Source organism: Moraxella sp. HMSC061H09 (genome assembly GCF_001809255.1).
Lineage (GTDB): Bacteria > Pseudomonadota > Gammaproteobacteria > Pseudomonadales > Moraxellaceae > Moraxella > Moraxella catarrhalis.
Genome location: NZ_KV796860.1, coordinates 109,783 through 132,066, shown reverse-complemented (window position 1 = coordinate 132,066; position 22,284 = coordinate 109,783). Strand labels below are relative to the sequence as shown.

The following is a 22,284-nucleotide window of genomic DNA, read 5'->3' as shown; positions in this document are numbered from 1 at the left end:
AAATAAGACGGATAATAATTCACCGCTATTCTTGCATAAAAGCCTAAAATTGCCAATAGTCGTGATTAAAAAAGCCATGTTTTACCAATTAAATCGTAAATTTTTGCAAAAACTTTGATGAATTGGCTGGTAGATTATCTTTTTGCCCCATTTTCCAGTATAATAGTTTGTTTAACATGATATCGTATTTACCACCGAGATAACAAAATTATGGCATTATTACCTATTTTAACATATCCTGACCCACGCTTACGCACTTTGGCAAAACCTGTCACTGTCTTTGATGATAGATTAAAGCAGTTGATTGAAGATATGTTTGAGACCATGTATGACGCACGAGGTATTGGTCTTGCAGCAACGCAAGTTGACCGCCACATACAACTGATTGTGATGGATTTGGCAAGAAAGGACGAACCGCCATCACCGCAGGTATTTATCAATCCTAAAGTGACACCGCTCGTAGATGAGCATTCGTCTTATCAAGAGGGCTGTTTGTCTGTACCAGAGGTTTTTGATACCATTGAGCGACCCAGCCGTGTACGCATTGAGGCACTTGATAAAGACGGTCAGCCGTTTGAGATAGAAGCTGAAGGCTTGTTGGCGGTATGCATTCAGCATGAGATGGATCACTTAAACGGTAAGTTATTTGTGGATTATTTATCGACACTCAAACAAAGCCGTGCAAGAGATAAAGTTAAAAAGGCACTCAAAGCACGAGAAAAAACAGTAAACAGTACAACTGATAACGCACTTAAAAATAGCTAAATTTAGCAAGGTTAAATGACGGATACTAATTTTTAGCACAAAAACCCTAACAATGACTTACTTATATTGCAATTTGGATGGTTTATGCTCATTTCTTTGACTTTTGAAAACTTAGCACTCATTGAGCAAAAACACATTGATTTTGATGATAGATTCAATGTCATTACAGGCGAAACAGGTGCAGGCAAGTCACTGATTTTAGATGCATTATCGCTGTGTGTCGGTGAACGTGCTGATAGTAGTATGGTGCGTCATGGCTGTGATGAGGCAAGTGTTTTTGGTGAATTTGATATCAGTGGCAATGCCCAAGTGATTGCTTGGTTTGAGCAACATGACAGAAAATTAGAAGATGAAACGCTGCTCATTCGCCGAAAAATTAGCAATCAGGGACGCTCAAAGTCTTGGATTAACGGCGTACCAGCCAGTATCAGTGAGCTAAAAAGCTTGGGATCTATGCTTGTGAATATCCACTCGCAGCATGCTGGGCTTGAACTGCTAAAGCCTCAATTTATCGTGGATTGGCTGGATCGCATTGGTGGGTTTGGTGATTTAAAGGCAGCGGCTAAGACCGCTTTTCATCACTATCAAACCCTAAAAAGGCAGGCTGATGACGCACGCAGCCAGTCAGCACAGCGAGCGGATCGGATGGCACTGTTGTCAGCCAAGCTTACCGATATTGAACCATTGCTTTTGGTGGATTTTCAGGGAATTGAGGCAGAATACGATGAGCTATCCAATCTTGAAAGTCTCATGCGTGAAGCCCTAGAAGCAGCGGTACAACTTGATAATGATGACGATGCCCCATCGGTGCTAAGCCTACTTGGGCGAGCGATGCGTATTTGTGATAACAACGCTCAATCCAGTAAAACATTTGGCGAATGTAGTCAACTGCTTGTACTTGCCCAAGAGCAAATCATAGATGCCGTTGCTAAGCTTACCGATTACGCAGAGCGGGAGCTGCCTGATGCGGCGCGCCTTGATGAGCTAAATGGCTTATTGAGCCTTGCACATCGCTTATCAAGCAAATACCACACGCCGATTACTGAGCTGATTGCTGATGCAGTGCATTGGCAAGATGAATTGGATATGCTAAGCAGTTTGCCTGATAACGATACGATGGATGCTAAGGTTTTAGAGGCTTATCAAGCCTATCTGGTGGCAGCAGACGCATTGGATCAGGCACGCATTCAAATCGCACCTGATGTCTGTGAGCGGCTTGAGGCACGGCTTGTGCCTTTGGCACTGCCAAATGCTCGCTGTCAGTTTTCTTTTAACGAAAAACCTGTTGAGCATTACACCGCCCAAGGCAAATACGATATTGCCTTACTATTTAGTGCCAATGTGGGCATGCCACTTCAGCCGTTGCACAAAGTTGCATCAGGCGGCGAGTTGTCGCGTATGGCACTGACCATGCAAGTGATGGCGGCGGATGACGGCATAGGTGCACATCCAACACTTGTATTTGATGAGGTGGATGTGGGCATTAGTGGCGGGACAGCCCAAGTGGTTGGCGAGCTTTTGCGTACGCTGGGTAAGCAGCAGCAACTGCTTGCCATCACGCATCAAGCTCAGGTCGCTGCTGCGGCACATCATCATATTTTGGTGTATAAAGAACACGGTGAACACACCAAAAGTCAGATACAAGTTATCACCGATGAAGCACAAATTGATGAATTGGCACGAATGTCAGGTGGCGTGAATATTACCGAAGCGACACGTGCTCATGTTAAAAGCCTGCTGGCAGACATTCGCCATGCTGATAAGATGGCTCAAAGAGGTATGGCTACATGACACAGACCCAAAAACTGATTCATCATTTTTTGATTCCAAGTCCACAGATGACTGATGAAAGATTTATGGATGCTGTCATTTATATCTGTCGCCATACCAAAGATGGTGCATGGGGTTTTATTATTAATCAGTCCCTGCCAAATAGCGTAGGCGGTCTTTTGACCGAGCTTGAGGTGCCAGTGACTGCAAGCACCATGCAAGTACCTGCTATGAATGGCGGACCTGTACGCCCTGAGGCTGGTTTTATTTTGCACACAGGGCAGCCCATTTATAAGTCATCTTTTGCCATTTCTGAAAATGTCTGCTTGACGACCAGTAAGGATATCTTGGAGCGGTTGTCTTATGATGGTTTGAGGCATTATTTATTGTGTATGGGCTATTGCAATTGGGGCAGAGGTCAGCTGGATGCTGAGATGGCGTTTGGTGATTGGTATGCTTGTCCAGCAGACTTGCCAACTTTATTTTCAACGCCATTTGAAGACAGGCTTAAGGCTTGTTATGATAAGATTGGGATTAATCTGAATAAGTTCATTACAACAACTGGATATGCCTAATGACAAGCGAAACCTTGACACTTGCTTTAGATTATGGAGTCAAAAAAATGGGCATGGCACTGGGCAATAGCATCACCCATAACGCACGCCCCTTTGATATTTTGGCGATGAATAATGGGCAACCTGATTGGGATAATCTGCTTGGTATCATTGAGCATTGGGGTATTGATAGGGTGCTGGTGGGACTGCCGCTGAATATGGATGGCACCGAGTCGATGCTCACCAAGCGTGCTCATAAATTTGCACGGCGATTGGCACATCGGCTGGGCGAGCGTCGTCAGGCGGTTTCGGTGTTTATTTATGATGAGCGGCTTAGCTCAAAAGAAGCCAAGATGATTGCACTTGATAACGGCTGGATTGCGTCATCATCTGAACCAATCGACGATATTGCCGCATGTCTTTTGCTTGATAGCTATTATCATGCGCCTAATCATGCCATCTATGTCAGTGAACGAAAAGACTCTCACAAAGACTGATTTTGTCAGGAAAAGCTATGCAGCACCATACTTTGATTGCTCATCAATTTGACCAAGCCATACGCCAAGCAACCTTAAGTGTCCGTTTTGGCTTTGGGGCGATTGTATGCTTTTGTATTTTTGGAACTTTGGCAAGCCTACCTGCATTCAAAGACAGCACATGGATTTATTATGCCTTTCATTATTTGCCGTACGCACTCATCGCCATGACGATGCCCATCAGCCTGTATCACGGCTTTTTATTGATGCGTTATCGGGTGATGGACGGCTCAATTTTGGTGGTCATTTTGGCAACTGGGATGGCACTGCTTGGATTTACGGTCGTGTGGGGCTTGAGCATTGGCATAGATACGGTGTTTTTTATGGCACTATTTTTGGCGATGATTGCTTGGTTTGGGATGCCGTTTTTATTTCGGGTCAATCTAAAAAAATTTGCCAGTTTTTTGGAAGAAAAATCTTCAAAATCACCCCAAGAGCCAATTTAAATCATCTTAATCTTATGATTGACTGTGCAGTTTGTGTTTTGACTAACAGTGATTTTAGGTCAATCAGTTAAATTTTATCCAAAAACCAGAGTAACAAAACAACCATGGCCATGATTAACCACACATTAGATACCAAAGGGCTGATTTGCCCCGAACCTGTCATGCTACTTCATAAGATCATTCGCCAAGCGCTTGGCGGTGAGCATATTGAGATTTTGGCAACCGATCCTGCCACGATGCGTGATATTCCCAATTTTTGTCGTCATTTGGGGCATACGCTGGTCAATCAAGAAACACTCGATGACGGCAGCTATCGCTACTTAGTTCAAAAAAAGCAAGCATAAAGACCGTAGGTTTTAAGCTATGGCAAAATCTACCATACCTCGAGCCGATAGTGCGGTGATCTATGACGACGACCCAGAGTATCTGAGTGAATTTCGTGCAGCAATGTTGGCGCGTGGGTTGTCGATAGCCACCAGAAATGCGTATAGCCAAGATGTACGCTTGTGCATTCGTTTATCAGATACGCCAGTGAATCTATGGCAGCCATCAGATGTGCGTAATCACTTGATGTGTCTAAAAGATGCCAAGAAATCCGAGCGGTCTATCGCACGCGCGTTGGCAAGTCTGTGCCAGTTTTTTTTTGTGGCAAATTGAGTCAGGCTATCGAGAGGATAACCCTTGTGAATCCATCAAAACACCCAAGCTTGGCAAAACTTTGCCCAAAACGCTCTCTGAGCAAGAAGTTAGCTCACTGCTAGATGCACCAGACATCTCAAGCGTGCGAGGCCTTAGAGATAAAGCCATGCTTGAGGTTTTGTATGCGTGTGGCTTGCGTGTCAGTGAGCTGACAAGTTTATCACTTGAGCATCTAAACTTAACTGCTGGTTGGCTGTCGGTTACAGGTAAGGGTAATAAAATGCGTCTGATTCCTTTGGGAGAATATGCACTGTCTGCACTCAATGAGTATTTGGCTGTGCGGGGCAGTTTGCTGATTGGTAAAAAAGACTGTCAAGCGGTATTTTTGACCGAACAAGGTGGTTACATGACACGGCATAATTTTTGGCATTTGATTAAAAAATATGCCTTAATGGCTGGTATTAATACCGCCATTTCGCCCCATACATTGCGTCATGCCTTTGCAACGCATTTGGTTAATCATGGTGCTGATTTACGCAGTGTACAATTATTGCTTGGGCATAGTGATTTATCCACCACGCAGATTTATACACATGTGGCGACCACAAGGCTACAAAATCTCCATGCCAAGCATCATCCCAGAGGGTGATTTTTCATTTGAGCATTTTTTATATCAAATCATCATGTGATGTTCACTGTTTAAATTGAGATTGCTTGAGATATCTTAATCTTAATAAAAATACAACTGTAAACTGTAAATTCATGATAAATCATGTTAAGATAAAACTAAGCAAACTGAATTAAAATTTGGATACATCATGACACAGTCAGCAAAAAACAAGTCTGCCAAACCTGCTTATCATGAAAAAAGCGATGCAGCACGCATTGTCATTACAGGCATGGGAGCTTTAACGCCCATCGGAAATAGTTTAGATACAATTTGGCAAAATCTTACCCAAGGTGTAAGTGGTATCAGTCGCCTTGATGGATTTGAGGATAAATCGGTAGCGATTGATGGATTTCGTGCCCAGATCGCTGGATTGGTTAAGAATTTTGATGCCAAAGATTATTTAAATCCTAAAGAAGCCCGCCGTTTTGATACATTTGTACATTATGCCCAAGTTGCCGCTGCCATGGCTTTGTATCATGCAGGGCTGATTGATGATATCAAAGGTGATAGCTTGCCCATCAATGTCGATGGCGAGCGTTTTGGCGTGGTCATGGGTTCGGGCATTGGCGGTATTCAAACCATTGAAACAAGTCGTGATACCCTAAAGTCCTATGGTGCAAAAAAAGTATCGCCATTCATCATTCCAGGTGCCATCATCAATATGCCAGCTGGGCTGATTGCCATCCGTCATCATCTCAAAGGTGCAAATCTTGCAACGACAACCGCTTGCACCACCTCGACGCACGCCATTGGCTTGGGGGCAAGACTGATTGCTTATGGTGACTGTGATGCGGTATTGGTTGGTGGCAGCGAAAAAGCCTCAACGCCACTTGGGCTATCAGGCTTTGGGGCGATGCATGCACTCTCAACACGAAATGATGAGCCAACACGTGCCAGCCGACCTTTTGACAAAGACCGTGATGGTTTTGTTTTGGGTGATGGTGCAGGTGCATTAGTGCTTGAAAGCTTAGCACATGCCAAAGCTCGTGGTGCGACCATTTTGGCAGAATTGGTCGGATTTGGGATGAGTGATGATGCCAATCATATCACCAGCCCATCGGTCGGTGGAGAAGGTGCGGCTCGTGCCATGGCAGCGGCCTTGGCAGATGCAGGCATTGATGCTTGTGAAGTGGGTTATATCAACGCTCATGGTACCAGCACACCCCAAGGTGATGTCGCTGAAAGTCAAGCCATTGAGCGATTGTTTGGTCAAGATATTTTGGTCAGCTCAACCAAATCTATGACAGGACATCTGCTTGGAGCGGCAGGTGCGATTGAAGCAATTTTTACCATACTTGCACTCCAAAATCAGCTTCTACCACCCACCATCAATTTAGACAATCAAGACGAAGCATGTCGGCTAGATTATATTGCTCATACCGCTCGCCGTGTTGATGGGGTAGAATTTGCCTTGTCAAACAGCTTTGGATTTGGTGGCACGAATGGTTCATTACTATTTCGCCGATGGCAGGCGTGATTGATTTGTCTGTGTTGTCGCCCCAAGCAAATACGCTTGGGGTTCTTATATTTTAGATAAAATCATAGATACAATGGTAAATGTGTGTTAAGTTCACTATAATGACACAATTAATCATTGACCATCGTCAATTCATCTGGATAACCCATGCCAAATCATACCACAACACAGATGCCTAAAAGCAGCCCATCTGCCAAAACCTCGTTATTGCTACTGATTATCGGGCTGATTTTTGCGGCGGCAAATATGCGTTCGCCTTTGGTAATGATGGGTTCAATCGTGCCTATGCTGTCCGATGATTTTGGCCTATCATCAGTACAGATTGGCTATCTTGGTGCGATGCCGATGCCGTTATTTGCATTTGGCTCATTAATGGCAGCGGTACTGGCAAAAAAATTTGGACTTGAGAGGATGATGATTGGCATGACGCTTTTATTGGCGTTGGGGGTGGCAATACGAAACTGGTTTGGGGTGATAGAATTGTATGTTGGCACGCTGATTTTATCGTTTGCCATTGGGATGCTAAATGCCCTAACTGCACCTTTTATTAAGCAATACGCCCCTAATAACATTGCACTTGCTACAGGTGTGTTTAGTCTAAGTATGTCCACTTTGGCGGGCTTTGGTGCTTGGATGGTGGTGCCATTTGCCAAAACATTTGGCTGGCAATTTGCGATGAGCAGTTGGGCAATCTTTGGTGTGATTGCCGCATGGATTTGGTGGTTGATTTATCGGCATAATCGTATGGATAATCTTAAACTTATGCCAGCCTTACCCACGATCAAGCCAACCGCTCATCTAAAAAAACCCATCAATCTTTGGCGTCAAAAAGCCGCTTGGCAAATGGCAGTTTTACTTGGGCTTCAGTCGTTTTTATTTTATAGTTTGGCAAGTTTTTTACCATCCATTGGTATGGCATTTGGGGTAACACTAGATGAGGCGATACGATTACCCTTCGTGTTTCAGGTTATGGCACCACTTGCCATTTTATGGCTCACTTGGCTTTCACGGTGTGGCACATCGTTTCAGATTATTTCTGTGGCAGGTTGTTTGATGAATGCTTTGGGCATATCTGGGCTGTTAATGATGCCATCTTTGATGCTGTTTTGGTCAGCTTTGATGGGCTTTGGGTGTGCTTTGGTGTTTACCTTAAGCTTGATGATGTTCTCGCTTCGTACGACCAGTACCGAAACCGCGCGTGATTTATCCAGTATGGTGCAAGCGGTGGGCTATAGCATTGCGATGTTTGGTCCGTTGATGATTGGTAAGCTGTATCAATGGCAGGGTGATTGGCAATTGCCGTTGATGGTATTGGTGGTTTTGATGATAATTAATATCCCATTTGGGCTATGGGCAGCCAATGAGACCAAAATTGGCTGATGTAGGCAAGACTGATTGTCAAACGAATAGACACGATTTGGTAGAGGTAGAATATGGGATTACAACCTTGGCATTGGGCGGTGATTGGCATGCTATTGATGACAGGTGAGTTATTTATACCCAGCTTTGCGATGCTTTGGTTTGGGGTGGCGGCTTTGGTGACTGCGTTGCTGCTTTGGGTAGTGCCGATGGATTTGTTGAGCCAAGTGGTAATTTGGCTGGGTTTATCGATTGTGGCGTGTATTTTGTGGTTTAGGCTGATTCAGCCACGCATCAAAACACGCACCAAGGCAGGGCTTGGCGGCTCGGTGATTATTGGTGAGATTGGTATGATTGTCTCACCTGTGGTGGCAAATGGCTTAGGCGTAGTCAGATTTTCTGTACCCAAAGTAGGTGCTGCTGAATGGGCATGTCGTACGCTTGATGGTCGCCCTATCGAGGTGGGTACACGAGTGATTGTCACGGCGGTAATGGGTAATGAGCTGATTGTTATGCCAAAATAACGCCAAATTTATTTTTTATACATAATAACTTTTATACATAATAACAAGGAAAGCTATGGAATTTACCGTCATTATTTTGGTACTCATTGCTTTGGTGGTATTCACCATTTATAAAGGCGTAAAAATGGTGTCGCAAGGCGAAAAATGGATCATTCAGCGTTTGGGTAAATATCACCAAACGCTTGAGCCGGGTCTGAATTTTATTATTCCTTATGTGGATACTGTGGCTTATAAAGTAACCACCAAAGACATCGTGCTTGATATTCCAAGCCAAGAGGTCATCACACGCGATAATGTGGTCATCATCGCCAATGCAGTGGCATACATCAATATTGTGCAGCCTGAGCAGGCAGTCTATGGCATCGAAAATTATGAACATGGCATTCGTAATTTGGTACAAACATCCTTACGCTCCATCATCGGTGAGATGGATTTGGATGCTGCCTTATCCAGTCGTGACCAAATTAAAGCACAGCTAAAACATGCCATCAGTGATGATATTTCTGACTGGGGAATCACCCTAAAAACTGTGGAAATCCAAGACATCAAGCCATCAGCGACCATGCAGTTGGCGATGGAGGAGCAAGCGGCGGCTGAGCGTCAACGCCGTGCCACCGTCACCCGTGCCGATGGGCAAAAACAGGCCGCCATCTTGGAGGCAGATGGTCGCCTAGAAGCCTCTCGCCGTGATGCTGAGGCTCAAGTCGTCTTGGCGCGTGGTTCTGAAGAATCGATTCGTCTGATTTCTCAGGCAATGGATGGTAAAGATATGCCTGTGGTGTATCTTTTGGGCGAGCAATACATCAAAGCGATGAACGAGATGGCAAAGTCAAATAATGCCAAAATGGTGGTACTGCCTGCCGATATTTTAAATACGGTCAAGGGTTTGGTGGGTGATAAATTTAAAGTCTAAGGCAAGCTAAATTCGATCATAACAATAGCCACCAAAATATCAGTGGTTATTGTTATGGATAAGATAAATCAATGGTCGGTGGCGATTGCCCCTTGTTTTTGGAGATAGTCGATGATTTCTTTGGTTTTTTGAGTTAACAGTGTGGCATCACCGCATGCCTCGACATTTAGGCGAATGAGCGGTTCGGTATTGCTTGAACGCAAATTAAACCGCCAATTACCAAAATCCAAGCTCAGTCCATCTAAGGTATTTTTTTGGGGATTAAGGTGGGCGTATTTTTGTTCCAGACCTTGGCTGATGGTGGCAGCATTAGTTTTATCCAGCCTAAAATTACGCTCACCTGAACTTGGGAAATCTTGAATGTAATCATCAACAAGCTCTGCCAAGGACTTGCCTGTGACTGACAACAGCTCAATTAATAGCAGCCAAGGAATCATGCCACTATCACAATAAAAAAAGTCTTTAAAATAATGGTGTGCCGACATTTCACCGCCATAGATGGCTTTTGTTTCACGCATGACTTGCTTGATGAATGAATGCCCAGATTTACTAAGAGCGGGCGTACCTTGCATCTTTTTGATGACATTTTGAGTGTTATAAATGACGCGTGGATCATAAACGATGGTCTGCTTGGGATATTTTTGTAAAAATGCCGCTGCCAGCATACCAACCACATAACTGCCATCAATAAATCGTCCGTTTTCATCAAACAAAAAACAACGGTCAAAATCCCCATCAAATGCCACACCAAAGTCCGCTTTGTGTGCGATGACGGCATCACGGGTAGCGGCTTGATTGGCGATGATCATGGGGTTTGGGATACCGTTGGGAAAGTTACCATCAGGCTGATGATGTATTTTAAGCAGCTCAATCGGTGAACCTGCTAAGCGTACTTCAAGGGTATCAATGACAGGACCTGCCGAGCCATTGCCACTGTTGATGACGATTTTTTTGGGGAGAAATTTGCTCGTGTCAATAAAGCTCATCAGTTTATCAATATAAGCGGTTTTGTCGGTGTTTTGGGTGATGCTGCCTTTTTTACTTTGAATAAAATTACCACTTTCAGCCAATGCACGCACCTCGGCCAATCCAGTATCGGCACTGATGGGGCGTGAGTTTTCACGCACCATTTTTAAGCCATTATAATTGATGGGATTGTGGCTTGCAGTTACCTCAATCCCACCGATGGTGTTATAGTGACTGGTCGCAAAATACACCTCTTCGGTGCCTGTCATACCAAGGTCAATCACATCCACGCCAGCGTCTGTTATGCCTTGGATGGCGGCAAGTTTCAGGCTATGGCTTGATGGTCTAATATCTGAGCCGATGACGATGGTAGGATGCTCGGCGGTGTTTTGAGATTTTAGGATTTGGGCAAAGGCACGAGCAATGCGATAGCTGATATGCTCATCAAGCGTCACACCCAGCTCACCTCGGACATCATACGCCTTAAAGCAAGAAATGGTTATTGCAGAAAAATTTGTCATTGTCATGGCTTGATATCAAATAAAAATGATGAAATAAAAATATCTAGAGCGTGCCTGCCTTTGATATTTACGATAAAAAATGAGAGACATGGCTCATTTTCAAGGAAAAATGCAGTCTGTGAGTGTCATCAGACAGGTTTTTGACTTTTAAGCCGCTCAATTTTACCATTTTTATACAAACATCGACTAAAATTGTAAGTTTCGTCAATTGGCGATCAGTGATTGGTAAATGCGGCCGTGTTTCAAAAACTGATTTGATTGTACCATGATTTTTGATAATGTGCTAAATGCCAAACAAGGATTCACGGTCAAATTAAAACATGGCATAAGTATAACAATGAATGGCATAGAATTTATGAGCATACTGGTACTAAAATCTTGAAAAATTTGTTATAGTAAGCTTGTTATTGTGATGATGTAAATTCAAGCATGGTCATGATATCGATACCAATTTAATAAAATACCAAGAAAACCCCAACAAACATGAACTGAATTCATTTGGAGTATGATGATGAATATTGCAAAAAGTGTGACTGACCTTATCGGTAAAACCCCGCTTGTCGAACTCAATCGCCTCACCGAAGGCTTATCTGCTCGTGTGGTGGTCAAGCTTGAGTATGCCAATCCAGCAAGTTCGGTCAAGGATCGCATTGCCCTTTCTATGATTGACGATGCCGAAAAATCAGGGCTTTTGACCAAAGACACCACCATCGTTGAGGCGACCAGTGGCAATACAGGCATTGGGCTTGCCATGGTGGCAGCGGCACGAGGTTACCGCTTGGTGATTACCATGCCTGAGAGCATGAGCCTTGAGCGTCGTGCGTTGCTTCGTGCGTATGGGGCCAAGCTTGTGTTGACGCCAGCGGCTGAGGGCATGGGTGGGGCGATTGCCAAAGCCAATGAGCTTGCTGCCCAAGACGGCTATTTTATGCCACGCCAATTTGATAATTTAGCCAATCCACAAATCCACCGTACAACAACAGCCGAAGAGATTTGGGCGGATACAGATGGTCAGGTGGATATTTTTGTCTCAGGTGTGGGTACAGGTGGTACAGTGACAGGTGTCGGTGAGACACTCAAAGCCAAAAAAGAAGCCATTCAAATTGTTGCAGTTGAGCCATTGGCTTCACCTGTTTTATCAGGCGGCGAAAAAGGCCCGCACCCAATTCAAGGCATTGGTGCAGGGTTTATCCCATCAGTACTCAATACGGATATCTATGATGAGGTCATCAAAGTCGCCAATGAAGATGCCTTTAGTGTGGCACGAGATATGGCAGCCAAAGAAGGCTTGCTTGTTGGTATCTCATCAGGTGCGGCAGTTTCGGCGGCACTTGAATTGGCAGCACGAGAAGAAAACGCAGGTAAGCTTATCGTCGTCATCATACCATCATCAGGTGAGCGTTATTTGTCAACGGCATTATTTGCTGATTTGGCGCAATAATACCGATCACAAACTAATCACAAAACCATCGATTGCGGTATCATACCCATCGATGGTTTTTGTTTTTGGCACGTTTTCTGCTCGTTATTTCAGTCAAGCAAATCAATGTTGACCGATCCATTGGTTAAAATGATTCTATCAACAACGTCTAAAATCTTGGTTTTATCCATAGTATGAAGTGTTTGTTTTTGAATTTCAGCAATTGCTTCAATATTGTTAAATACATCCGTAAATTCTATTATTAAAGCACCTTTTCCATAAAGTTCTGTATATTCATGAACTTGAGCTTCATTGCATATGCTTGTATAGATTTTATCAAAGTAAGGATTGAGATACGAGTCTGGAGATGTGCATATGATTATGCCGGACTTCATACCTGTACCAAGTCTATACTTCGCTTGCCAGCCATTGTTGTTTTTTAGATAAGATGGACGCATAAATCACTCCTTTTGGTTGAAAAAATTTGATTAATTGATTATTTTATACCTGTTGAATTTAATATAACAAATCTATCATGACCAAACAAAATCTACCAACATTAACAACCGCTGATACAGAAATTGCCCTATCTAGAGTAAGTACCAGTCTATCCATTGCCAATAAACTATTGGCAAATATCGATCCATTTGAGCGGCATTGGTGCTGGTGGAATGGTCTTACAGAGGAATGGAAGCGACAGCTAACTCGATCATATCTGGATTGGGATGAGGATATATTGGAGGTCGAGCATGACAAGCAGAGAATGCGAGAGGTATTAAGTGCTTTGACTGCAGAATCAGTGTTAAGTATTGGTCGTTATTTATCTCAAGATGCATTTCAGTATGTGAAATGTTTGTCTTATTTAAAAAATTTATCAGAGCTTAGCTTTTGGAATGCACAAGGGCATATTGAACTAGATTTTGTTCAATTCTTGCCAAAGTTAAAAAGCCTACAATTGGCAAGCTATGAGGGCACTGCCGTATTTTGGACTCCTTTAGATATTGATAATATTTCTTATTTGACGAGTTTAAAACATTTGGAGAATTTGGTTTTTGGCGGTCAAAATCTCTATGATATTAGTTCTTTGGCACAATTGACAAGCCTAAAATCACTTGAATTTACTGCTGAAAATATTTCAGATTTTTCATGTCTTGAAAATCTGAACAATTTGGTTTATTTAAGCGTGGGGTATGCCAAATCTATTTCTTATTTAAATCTTGAAAAGATGCATTATCTTGAAACTTTGGAAATTGAGTTTTGTTCTGACTTTAACTGGGGCGGGGTTATTTTATCGGATTTGGCCAAGCTTGAGGTATTAAATATTCGTGGGAATGGATTGTTAAATCTTGAGCGGCTGTCCAAAATTAACTGTTATAACCTAAAAGAATTTGATTGTAGTTTTAATCATATTTCTGAAATATCTTGCTTACAAGACCTAGGTAGTCTTGAAGCTCTAAAGGCGTTTTCAAATAATATTTTCAATATTCTTCCCTTAAAAAACCTAAAAAATTTAAGATTGCTAAGCTTGGGCGGAAATAATATCACTAATGTTGAAAGCTTGACAGATTTGGTGGATTTGGAGTTTTTGGATCTTAGGTCAAACCAAATTACCAATGTGACTTCATTGGCAGGACTCACAAAATTAACATCTTTGGTTTTAAATGATAATCCAATCAGTCAATGGCAAATTGATCATCTAAGTGCTTTATTACCAAATTGCACTATTTATTTTGGCGATGATTATCCGCCAAATGTGATTGAAACAATTATTTTCTATGGTTGGGTGTGGGGAGGTGATGAATAACCATGCAAACTGAAGCGCTCTTTTCTAATATTGCCGAGCGAATACAAACAGAAATCCAATCTGCCAAGCAAGAGATTTATGTGGCAGTTGCTTGGTTTACTCACCGAGAACTGTTTGCTGCTTTGCTACAAAAAGCACAATCAGGTGTAAAAGTACAATTGATGATTTCCAACGATGACATCAATCAAAATGCCATTGATTTTGAACAGCTCAATTTGGGTAAGTCTGCCATCTATCGGGTTGGTGATGGCAATATGGATTTGATGCATAATAAATTCTGTGTGATTGATGGTTATACAGTGATAACTGGTTCATACAATTGGAGTTATAAGGCTCAAAAGAATCATGAAAATATTATCATTACCAAAGGTGATGATGTGTTGGCGAAGCAATTTATCAATCAGTTTGTTGCACTTCGTCAAATGTATTTTGGTTCAATGCAGGATGCACAATCGGTCGATTTTGATTTGAACAAAGTTATTCGGCGACTAGATATTTTAAAAAATTACATTTTGCTAGGAGACGAAGAGGATATTGCTAGAGAGCAAGATAAGTTGGCAACATATCAGCATGATGAATTGGATTTGATTCTTCAAAGTTTACATGCACAGCAGTATCATCAGGCAATACAGCTGATTGAAGAATTCATTCAGAAAAATAAGCAGATCTCTTTGTTTGTTGATGCAGAATTGACCGCACTGAAGTTTGAAATTCGAAAGCTAGAGCATCAATTGTTGGCTTATGATACAGAAAAAACTGAACTTGAAAAGTTGCTTTCGGATTTTCACCATGCTCATACAGAGGTGCTGGGTGATTGTATTGAGCGCTTGTTATTCCTTAAGAAGCAGTTGGCGAGCAATGAAGAGGAATACCGTGAGGCAGAGCGAGATGAGCAAACTTATCGAGAGCAGGCGATTCTAGAGCGTGAAAAGCAAATTATTCAATTAAGCGATGAAGAAAAAAGAGTATTGAAACAGGCTTATCGCAAAGCCAGCCAAATATGCCATCCCGATAGAGTTGGTGATGAGATGAAAGAGCGAGCTCAAGAAATTTTTGTTGAGCTTAATCATGCCTATGAGAAAAATGATTTGCAAGCGGTGCAAAATATTTTGAAGCAATTGCAAAACGGTGTCTTTAAAACCAAATCAGATACAGTCAACCAAAAGGATGAATTGCAAGCTGAGATTGCAACACTTAAGGCAAAAATTGCTCAACTTGAACAGCAAATTTGTGCAATTAAAGACAGTGAAAGCTATCAAGAGATTATGCAAATTGATGATTGGCAGCAGTATTTTTCAGAAGTTAAGGTGCAATTACAAGATGAGATTGTACGACTTGAAGAGATGTTATAATACCCATCGATGGTTTTATTTTAGGATAATCACATGACCCCAAGCCGAGAGATTGCCGATTTACTTGCCCTGATGGCAAAACTTCGCAGTGATTGCCCTTGGGATGCCAAGCAGACCAACCAAAGCCTGACGCCCTATGTCATCGAAGAAGCTTATGAGCTCATCGAAGCCATTCAGACCGACGATGGCTCGGCATTTGCCACAGAGCAGCTCAAAAGTGAGTTGGGCGATGTGCTATTACAGGTGGTTTTTCATACGCATTTATATCAAGAGGCAGGGCGTTTTGATATGTCGGCTGTGATTTTGGCATTACAAGATAAGCTAATCCGCCGCCACCCGCATGTTTTTGAGCAAGAAAATTTACAAACCGATGCTGATGTCAAACGCCGATGGGATGAGATTAAAGCCCAAGAAAAAGCACATTTGGCGGCTTTGGGTCAGCCCATACGCCTGTTGTCTGATGTCAAGGCAGGTAGTGCACTCATGCAATCTCAGCATTTACAAGGCAAAGCAGCAAGCGTTGGCTTTGATTGGTCAAATCTGCAAGGTGTACTTGATAAACTCAATGAAGAATTGGGCGAGCTTTATGAGTTATTGCCTTTGGGTGATTTTAATTATAAAACAGATACGCTAAGCGATAATCAAAAACAAAAATTATCTGATGAGCTGGGCGATGTGCTGTTTGTGTTGACCAATTTGGCACGCCATTTGGATATTGATAGCGAGATGGCACTTCAGGGCACTGTCGGTAAATTTCGTCGCCGTTTTGCATTTGTTGAGCAGTCGCTGACGGAACGGGGTAAATCGTTTGAGAATAGTGATTTGGCAGAAATGGATCGTTATTGGGAGATGGCAAAGGCAAATGAAACTTAATACTTTATCAGCCATCGCCTTATTATTTGGCGGTCTTTTGTATGCAGGCTTTGGATATGCCAATCCGCCCAAACAGTGCTATGCTGATACAAAAAGTGCCTATCAAGCACTGATAAGTACCCAAAAATCCAAACGCCTAAATATCAATACCGCAAGCCAAGCTGACTTTATAAGCTTGGTGGGCGTGGGGCATAAGACCGCCCAAGCCATCGTGGATTATCGGCACGAGCATGGCAAATTTGATTCAGTTCAATCACTGATGAATGTCAAAGGTATTGGACCTGCCATTTTAAATAAGAACCGTCACCGCTTAAGCGTGGCAAATTAATCTTGAGCAATCATAAATTTTTTAGCCCAACTGAAAAAATACCCAAAATCAAACTGATATCACCCCAATTTTGGTGAAAATATTGGTTTTTTATTCGCTTTTTTGATGGATAAGCGGTAAAATAAAGGATTTACTTCAGTCAGTTTTTGGGCAATGCCCCAGTAATCAAGGAGTAGGCATGGGCAAAGTGCCTAAAAAGCCAAAACAAACCAAAAAGAGTATTTGTACCACACATTCAGCCAAATCGCTGCGACTACAAAAAGGCAGTTTGCCGCACAGTATTGTCGAGGTCATCGGCACACTACAAAAAGCAGGATTTGATGCTTATATTGTTGGCGGTGGCGTTAGAGACAGCTTACTTGGTTTGGCACCTAAGGATTTTGATGCGGTGACCGATGCAAGACCGCATGAGATTAAGGCAATTTTTGGGGGTCGTTGTCGTATCATTGGGCGGCGTTTTCAGTTGGCACATGTGTATTCAGGTCGTGAGATGATTGAGGTGGCGACTTTTCGCGCTCCGCCCAAAGACGATACACATACCACCGAAGATGGCATGATCACCCGTGATAATGTTTGGGGCGACATCGAGCAAGATTTTGCTCGTCGTGATTTTTCTATCAATGCGTTGTATTATCAGCCAATTAAGGGTGAAGTGCTGGATTTTTGTGGTGCATTAAAAGACATCGACAGTCATACGCTTCGCTTACTTGGTGATGCCAAGGTGCGTATTGAAGAAGACCCTGTTCGTCTGCTTCGTGCGTTGCGATTTAAGGCGAAACTGGGTTTTGAATTTGATCAAGATTTGGCAAATCAATTTCATCAAGACAATTGGACGCTTTTGGAGCAAGTCTCTGCCCATCGTCTTTATGATGAAACTCAAAAAATGTTCGGTGGTGGCTATTTGACGCCGCTGTTGCCACTGTTGTTTGAACATGGGGCGATGTCAAGTTTGATGAGCTTTGCACCCAATGAGCCGACGCCTTTGATGATGGTGGTCGCCCAAAATACCGATCGGCGTATCGCAGCAGACAAAAGTGTCAATCCAGCATTTTTTTATGCAGCGATGCTGTGGGAAAATTATCTGTATCAATTGGCGAAATATAAAAAGCGTGGCTTACCGTTTCATGAAGCACAGATTAAGGCTGCCGAAAAAACCATTGACGCCCAGCGTATCAAAACTGCCATACCTAAGTTTGCCGAACAATTCATTACAGATATTTGGTTGCTTCAGCCTAAGCTTGTCAATCCAAGGGTGCGTGATATCGCTAATTTGGAGCGTCTGCCAAAATTTCGTGCCGCATTTGATTTTTTGGTACTCAGAGAAGGTTATGATACCCATCCATTATCTGAGCCGACCCAAAATATGGGTGCTTGGTGGCAGGCGTATCAGGACGCCAGTGCTGTTGATAAAGCGATCATGATTGAGGCGTTTGGTACGCAAGCAGGCACGCCAAAGCGTCGCCGTGATCGTAATGCCAAAAAAGATACCAAGACTCGTGAGCTTGAGCAGCTTAAAGAGTTGTCTTTGCGTAGTGACGATGAGCTAATCAAAACACGCCCTGAACCATTATTTGTGGTGGCGGGTGCAGAAGATTTGGTCAAAAAAACCAAAGCACGAACCAAATTGCCAACGCCTGCCGTGCCTACGCCTGTCTTTGAGCCAGTGAATTTTACACAAGCTGATTTTGAAAAATTGCTTGCCAATGATGAGCCGTATATTCCAGCATCTCGCCATCGTAAGCGTAAACCATCATCCACTTTATCCATCAAAGAGCGTGAACAAGGGTTGATCAAGCAGTCAGACGAGCATTGGTCTGGCTCTAAACAATCGGCTCAAACAAAAAAACCATCACGCCATCAATCTAAACAAGTTGATGGTGTCACTGATATTGAGCCTAAGCTTGTAGAAAATCAAGCCAAGCCAAAAAGAACACGCCGCCGTAAATCTAATGCCAAACCAAAGGCAGACAGCATATGACCACTTGTTTTATTGGACTTGGTGGCAACATTACCAATGAACTTGGCACTCCCACCGAGCATATCATCAACGCCGTACAAGCCTTCAAACAGTCGCCACATTTTACCGATGTGAAAATGTCATCACTGTATCAATCCAAAGCCTTTGGCATCACCGACCAACCCGATTTTATCAATGCGGTATTAAGTGCCAATACCAGCTTACCACCGCTTGAGTTGCTTGATTTTTGTCAAGGTCTTGAACAGACCGCCAAAAGAGTGCGATTGCGTCATTGGGGTGAGCGGTCTTTGGATGTGGATATTTTGTTATATGGTGATAAACGCATTCATCATGAACGGCTGACCGTGCCACATCAAGGCTTATTTGAACGAAATTTTGTGTTAATTCCAATGCTTGAAATTGATGAGTGTTTGCTGGTTAATGGGCAAAAATTGGCGGATTTAAATGAAAGTAACAGCTGGCAAGGTTTGAATAAACTGACATAAGTTTGGATAAACTGCCATCAAAGGAGCAACACATGACCCCCATTGAAACGATTATCCAAGCCACCATGCTAAGTGCCGAAGAAATTAAACAGCTATGACTGAAACGGTCATCACTTAAACAGCCATTACCCTAAAAAGGCAATCCTATGAGCGACCAAGCCCCATCATCAATCACCCCCAAACCCAAAGCACCCATCACCCTATCTACTTTAAACAAACTAAAAGCAGAGGGTAAAACATTTTCTTGCCTAACTTGTTACGAGGCAAGTTTTGCTCACGCCATGCAGTTGGCAGACATTGACACCATTTTAATCGGTGATAGTCTGGGCATGGTTGTCCAAGGACAAAGCTCAACCTTGCCAGTGGGCGTTCAAGACATGGTTTATCACACTCAAAATGTGGTGCGTGGTAATTCTCATGCCTTAATCTTATGCGATTTGCCATTCATGAGTTATGCCACCTTATCTGATGCCATCACCAGTGCCAAGGCGGTCATGCAAGCAGGGGCGAATGTGGTCAAAATTGAAGGGGGTAGCGAGCTTAGCGACACTGTTAAGGTCTTGACCAATAACGGCGTGCCTGTGTGCGTGCATTTGGGATTAACGCCGCAGTCGGTCAATGTCTTTGGTGGCTATAAAGTACAAGGTAAAACAGACGCCCAAGCGGATAAATTGATGAGAGACTGTACGGCGGTGGTGAATGCTGGGGCGAGTCTTTTGTTGCTTGAATGCGTGCCAGCACCGCTTGCCAAAGCCGTTACCGAGCGGTTTGATGTGCCTGTCATTGGTATTGGGGCGGGTGTGGATACAGATGGGCAAGTGTTGGTCATGCACGACATGCTTGGCATTTATACCCGAAAACCTGCCAAATTTGTCAAGAATTTTTTGACCGATGACAGCAACCAAACCAAAGACATTGTTGGGGCGTTTAAGGCCTATCATCATGCAGTCAAGCAGCGTGCCTTTCCAACAAAACAGCACAGTTTTTAGGATAAAAACATGAACATCTGTCACACCATCAAAGACTTAAAAAACAAATTAAACCCCTTACGCAACCAAAAAATAGCCTTAGTCCCAACCATGGGCAATTTACATGATGGACATTTATCCCTTGTGAATCTTGCCAAGCAACATGCCGATGTTGTGGTGGTGAGTATCTTTGTCAATCCCACTCAGTTTGGGGCGGGTGAAGACTTTGCCAGTTACCCACGCACGCTTGATGACGATTGCCAAAAACTTGCCAAAGCTGGCGTGGCGTTGGTTTTTGCCCCAAGTGTGGATGAGATGTATCCCATCTATCCGCCCAATGTTCAAATCCTATCAGGCAGCATCAGCAAGATATTATGTGGTCAGACACGCCCCACGCATTTTGACGGTGTGGGCTTGGTGGTGAGTAAGCTGTTTAATATCGTTCGTCCTGATGTGGCGGTATTTGGCAAAAAAGACTACCAGCAACTTGCCATCATTTACCAATTGGTGCAAGAATTAAATTTTGAGATTGACATTATTGGCGGTGAGATTGTCAGAGCCGATGACGGTTTGGCGTTATCGTCTCGCAACCAGTATTTGACCGAGCAAGAGCGTGCCATCGCCCCACGGCTGGCACAGGCCTTACAACAGCTTGCAGGTGGGTTAAAGTCTGCAAATTTTGCTGATTTTGATATGATGATGCAAAAAACTAAAGATGAATTAACTCATGATGGTTTTACGGTGGATTATTTGCAAGTACTCAATCAGCAACTGCAACCTGCTAGCTGCCATGATAAAAACTTGGTGATTTTGACCGCTTGTTATTTGGGTGGGGCAAGACTGTTGGATAATTTGGAAGTTGCCTTAAATTAATGTTAATAATCCATGTTCATCTAAACCCATGTTCATCTAAACCCATGTTCATCAAACCCATGTAACTGGTTTTGCTCATTTTGCTAAGGAAATATGATGCCCAAACTCATTGCCCCAAACTCAATCATTGTGGTGTCAGGGCGTTCAGGTTCAGGAAAAACCTCCGTACTCAACACCTTAGAAGATTTTGGCTATTATCCGCTTGATAATTTGCCTTTATCCATCGTGCCACTTGCCATAGAAAAATTGGTCAATGACAGCCAGATTCATCGCATTGCTGTGGGGATAGATGTCCGCACCCCCAAAGCGGATTTATCCAACTTTGGTCAAGTGTATGACAGCTTGATACAAACCTATGGCAAGACCGCTTTGAGTGTGTTATATACCACCGCCCAAGATGATGTACTGGTCGCGCGCTATGATGCCACTCGCCGAGTACATCCATTGATGGCGATGGCTGGCAATCTGCCCAATGCCATTCAAAAGGAAACTGCGCTGCTTGAACCGATTGCCTGCCATGCCGATATCAAAATTGACACCAGTTTGTTAAACATTCATGAGCTAAAAAACAGCCTAAGACAACATTTGGGCGTGGATAATCATATCATCGTTAATGTGCTGTCGTTTGGGTTTAGGCATGGCACGCCAAAAGATGCTGATTTTGTCTTTGATGTGCGTACCTTGCCAAACCCACATTGGCAGATGGATTTGCGTCCTTTGACAGGGCTTGATGCACCTGTGCAGGAATTTTTTGCTCAATTTTCTGCCGTGCATGAGATGACGCATGACATCAGCACATTTTTATTAAAGTGGCTGCCTGATTTTATTGAGAACAATCGCCATTTTGTGACCATTGCCATTGGTTGTACAGGGGGTAAGCACCGCTCGGTATTTGTCAGCCAAGCGGTGGGGGAGATATTAACTGGTCATTTGCCTGATAAAATGCAGGTGAATGTTAAGCACCGTGAAAAATCTTTTTGGTGAGTTTATGAATGCGATGATAAAAAAATTATTACAAGGGCAAGCGGTAGAGTGGCGAGCGTTGGGGGAGGTTGCCAAAAAA

22 protein-coding genes and 2 pseudogenes are annotated in these 22,284 nt (G+C 43.2%); 22 read left to right on the top strand and 2 right to left on the bottom strand.

Annotation, left to right across the window (positions count from 1 at the left end; translation table 11 throughout):
• Nucleotides 1–210 precede the first annotated feature (210 nt).
• The 11 genes and pseudogenes from def to HMPREF2573_RS08875 all read left to right on the top strand — a co-directional run bounded on the left by def (nucleotide 211) and on the right by HMPREF2573_RS08875 (nucleotide 9,653).
• Nucleotides 211–765 (top strand): peptide deformylase, encoded by a 555-nt coding sequence (def, locus tag HMPREF2573_RS08925; RefSeq protein WP_003664801.1) that lies wholly within the window; start codon nucleotides 211–213, stop codon nucleotides 763–765.
• Nucleotides 766–849: 84 nt separating this feature from the next.
• Entirely contained in the window at nucleotides 850–2,556 is a 1,707-nt protein-coding gene (gene recN / locus HMPREF2573_RS08920; RefSeq protein ID WP_003664798.1) for a DNA repair protein RecN, read from the top strand.
• Nucleotides 2,553–3,110, top strand: coding sequence for a YqgE/AlgH family protein (locus tag HMPREF2573_RS08915; RefSeq protein WP_003657190.1), 558 nt, complete (start codon nucleotides 2,553–2,555; stop codon nucleotides 3,108–3,110). Before recN ends, HMPREF2573_RS08915 begins: the two co-directional genes overlap by 4 nt.
• Nucleotides 3,110–3,586, top strand: coding sequence for a Holliday junction resolvase RuvX (gene ruvX / locus HMPREF2573_RS08910; protein ID WP_003657191.1), 477 nt, complete (start codon nucleotides 3,110–3,112; stop codon nucleotides 3,584–3,586). Before HMPREF2573_RS08915 ends, ruvX begins: the two co-directional genes overlap by 1 nt.
• A gap of 17 nt (nucleotides 3,587–3,603) precedes the next feature.
• Nucleotides 3,604–4,071, top strand: coding sequence for a hypothetical protein (locus HMPREF2573_RS08905; RefSeq protein WP_003660403.1), 468 nt, complete (start codon nucleotides 3,604–3,606; stop codon nucleotides 4,069–4,071).
• Between the two features lie 104 nt (nucleotides 4,072–4,175).
• Complete coding sequence (gene tusA / locus HMPREF2573_RS08900) at nucleotides 4,176–4,415, top strand: sulfurtransferase TusA (protein WP_070473253.1); 240 nt, start codon at nucleotides 4,176–4,178, stop codon at nucleotides 4,413–4,415.
• Nucleotides 4,416–4,434: 19 nt separating this feature from the next.
• A pseudogene (gene xerD, locus HMPREF2573_RS08895) lies at nucleotides 4,435–5,359 on the top strand (site-specific tyrosine recombinase XerD).
• Nucleotides 5,360–5,528: 169 nt separating this feature from the next.
• Nucleotides 5,529–6,857: a beta-ketoacyl-ACP synthase II gene (fabF, locus tag HMPREF2573_RS08890; protein ID WP_003657198.1), complete on the top strand. Its 1,329-nt coding sequence runs from the start codon at nucleotides 5,529–5,531 to the stop codon at nucleotides 6,855–6,857.
• 147 nt (nucleotides 6,858–7,004) lie between these two features.
• The gene (locus HMPREF2573_RS08885; protein ID WP_003664007.1) at nucleotides 7,005–8,237 is read left to right on the top strand and encodes an MFS transporter; all 1,233 of its coding nucleotides are present in this window, start codon (nucleotides 7,005–7,007) and stop codon (nucleotides 8,235–8,237) included.
• A gap of 53 nt (nucleotides 8,238–8,290) precedes the next feature.
• Nucleotides 8,291–8,740 (top strand): NfeD family protein, encoded by a 450-nt coding sequence (locus tag HMPREF2573_RS08880; protein WP_003657201.1) that lies wholly within the window; start codon nucleotides 8,291–8,293, stop codon nucleotides 8,738–8,740.
• A 55-nt stretch (nucleotides 8,741–8,795) separates the two neighbouring features.
• Complete coding sequence (locus HMPREF2573_RS08875; protein ID WP_063453955.1) at nucleotides 8,796–9,653, top strand: SPFH domain-containing protein; 858 nt, start codon at nucleotides 8,796–8,798, stop codon at nucleotides 9,651–9,653.
• A 68-nt stretch (nucleotides 9,654–9,721) separates the two neighbouring features.
• Here HMPREF2573_RS08875 and HMPREF2573_RS08870 read toward each other — a convergent pair whose 3' ends face one another.
• The gene (locus tag HMPREF2573_RS08870) at nucleotides 9,722–11,146 is read right to left on the bottom strand and encodes a phosphohexomutase domain-containing protein (protein WP_003660407.1); all 1,425 of its coding nucleotides are present in this window, start codon (nucleotides 11,144–11,146) and stop codon (nucleotides 9,722–9,724) included.
• A gap of 505 nt (nucleotides 11,147–11,651) precedes the next feature.
• On the opposite strand from HMPREF2573_RS08870, the gene cysK reads away from it, so the two are divergent.
• The gene (cysK, locus tag HMPREF2573_RS08865) at nucleotides 11,652–12,581 is read left to right on the top strand and encodes a cysteine synthase A (RefSeq protein WP_003657210.1); all 930 of its coding nucleotides are present in this window, start codon (nucleotides 11,652–11,654) and stop codon (nucleotides 12,579–12,581) included.
• An 89-nt stretch (nucleotides 12,582–12,670) separates the two neighbouring features.
• Here the strand turns inward: cysK and HMPREF2573_RS08860 are convergent, their stop codons facing one another.
• A complete protein-coding gene (locus tag HMPREF2573_RS08860) occupies nucleotides 12,671–13,018 on the bottom strand; it encodes a hypothetical protein (protein WP_070473250.1) in 348 nt (115 codons plus the stop codon).
• Nucleotides 13,019–13,095: 77 nt separating this feature from the next.
• Between HMPREF2573_RS08860 and HMPREF2573_RS08855 the strand changes: the two genes are divergently transcribed.
• The 10 genes and pseudogenes from HMPREF2573_RS08855 to HMPREF2573_RS09840 form a co-directional block, all read left to right on the top strand.
• Complete coding sequence (locus HMPREF2573_RS08855) at nucleotides 13,096–14,364, top strand: leucine-rich repeat domain-containing protein (protein ID WP_070473248.1); 1,269 nt, start codon at nucleotides 13,096–13,098, stop codon at nucleotides 14,362–14,364.
• A 2-nt stretch (nucleotides 14,365–14,366) separates the two neighbouring features.
• A complete protein-coding gene (locus HMPREF2573_RS08850; protein WP_070473245.1) occupies nucleotides 14,367–15,716 on the top strand; it encodes a phospholipase D-like domain-containing protein in 1,350 nt (449 codons plus the stop codon).
• 33 nt (nucleotides 15,717–15,749) lie between these two features.
• Nucleotides 15,750–16,589: a nucleoside triphosphate pyrophosphohydrolase gene (mazG, locus tag HMPREF2573_RS08845; protein ID WP_070473244.1), complete on the top strand. Its 840-nt coding sequence runs from the start codon at nucleotides 15,750–15,752 to the stop codon at nucleotides 16,587–16,589.
• Nucleotides 16,579–16,917 (top strand): ComEA family DNA-binding protein, encoded by a 339-nt coding sequence (locus HMPREF2573_RS08840; protein ID WP_003664787.1) that lies wholly within the window; start codon nucleotides 16,579–16,581, stop codon nucleotides 16,915–16,917. Before mazG ends, HMPREF2573_RS08840 begins: the two co-directional genes overlap by 11 nt.
• Nucleotides 16,918–17,095: 178 nt before the next feature.
• Complete coding sequence (gene pcnB / locus HMPREF2573_RS08835; protein ID WP_070473241.1) at nucleotides 17,096–18,895, top strand: polynucleotide adenylyltransferase PcnB; 1,800 nt, start codon at nucleotides 17,096–17,098, stop codon at nucleotides 18,893–18,895.
• The gene (gene folK, locus HMPREF2573_RS08830) at nucleotides 18,892–19,380 is read left to right on the top strand and encodes a 2-amino-4-hydroxy-6-hydroxymethyldihydropteridine diphosphokinase (protein ID WP_003657217.1); all 489 of its coding nucleotides are present in this window, start codon (nucleotides 18,892–18,894) and stop codon (nucleotides 19,378–19,380) included. Before pcnB ends, folK begins: the two co-directional genes overlap by 4 nt.
• A 146-nt stretch (nucleotides 19,381–19,526) precedes the next feature.
• Nucleotides 19,527–20,369, top strand: a complete 843-nt coding sequence (panB, locus tag HMPREF2573_RS08825) for a 3-methyl-2-oxobutanoate hydroxymethyltransferase (protein ID WP_003657219.1) — start codon at nucleotides 19,527–19,529, stop codon at nucleotides 20,367–20,369.
• Between the two features lie 9 nt (nucleotides 20,370–20,378).
• Nucleotides 20,379–21,221 (top strand): pantoate--beta-alanine ligase, encoded by an 843-nt coding sequence (gene panC / locus HMPREF2573_RS08820; RefSeq protein WP_070473238.1) that lies wholly within the window; start codon nucleotides 20,379–20,381, stop codon nucleotides 21,219–21,221.
• A 96-nt stretch (nucleotides 21,222–21,317) separates the two neighbouring features.
• The gene (gene rapZ, locus HMPREF2573_RS08815; RefSeq protein WP_003657222.1) at nucleotides 21,318–22,205 is read left to right on the top strand and encodes an RNase adapter RapZ; all 888 of its coding nucleotides are present in this window, start codon (nucleotides 21,318–21,320) and stop codon (nucleotides 22,203–22,205) included.
• Nucleotides 22,174–22,284 (top strand): annotated as a pseudogene (locus tag HMPREF2573_RS09840) (restriction endonuclease subunit S); the annotation flags it as partial. The gene rapZ and the pseudogene HMPREF2573_RS09840, both read left to right, overlap by 32 nt.